The organism is Salifodinibacter halophilus (assembly GCA_012999515.1).
Lineage (GTDB): Bacteria > Pseudomonadota > Gammaproteobacteria > Nevskiales > Salinisphaeraceae > Salifodinibacter > Salifodinibacter halophilus.
Map to the genome: position 1 here is coordinate 1 of JABEEB010000088.1, position 331 is coordinate 331.

General features: G+C 68.9%; 1 protein-coding gene. It reads right to left on the bottom strand.

Annotation, left to right across the window (positions count from 1 at the left end):
• The coding region (locus HKX41_10820; protein ID NNC24622.1) for a hypothetical protein at nt 1–331 on the bottom strand (331 nt) is incomplete at both ends.

The following is a 331-nucleotide window of genomic DNA, read 5'->3' on the forward strand; positions in this document are numbered from 1 at the left end:
CTGCCCCGACAGCGACAGCAGGAAGTCGTAATGGTCGTAAGGCTGCGAGCCGAACAGCTTGACCGCCTGCGTGACCAGATCGCGATGCGGCTTGAGCTGCTCGGGCTTGGCCTCCAGGTACTTGGCCGCATCGGCCACCAGGTTGAGCCGCACCGGGATCTTCGCGCCCGGGGCCAGATCGATCTGCTTGTAGCGACGGCCGGCGAACACCGGCGAGTCCAGCAATGTGTTGAGCGGCACCGGACGGAAGCGCAAGGTGTCGCCCTGGCGCGCGTCCAGCTCCAGCGCGGTGCCGGCCTGCCAGCCCGGCGGCAGCTTCAGGCTCGGCGCG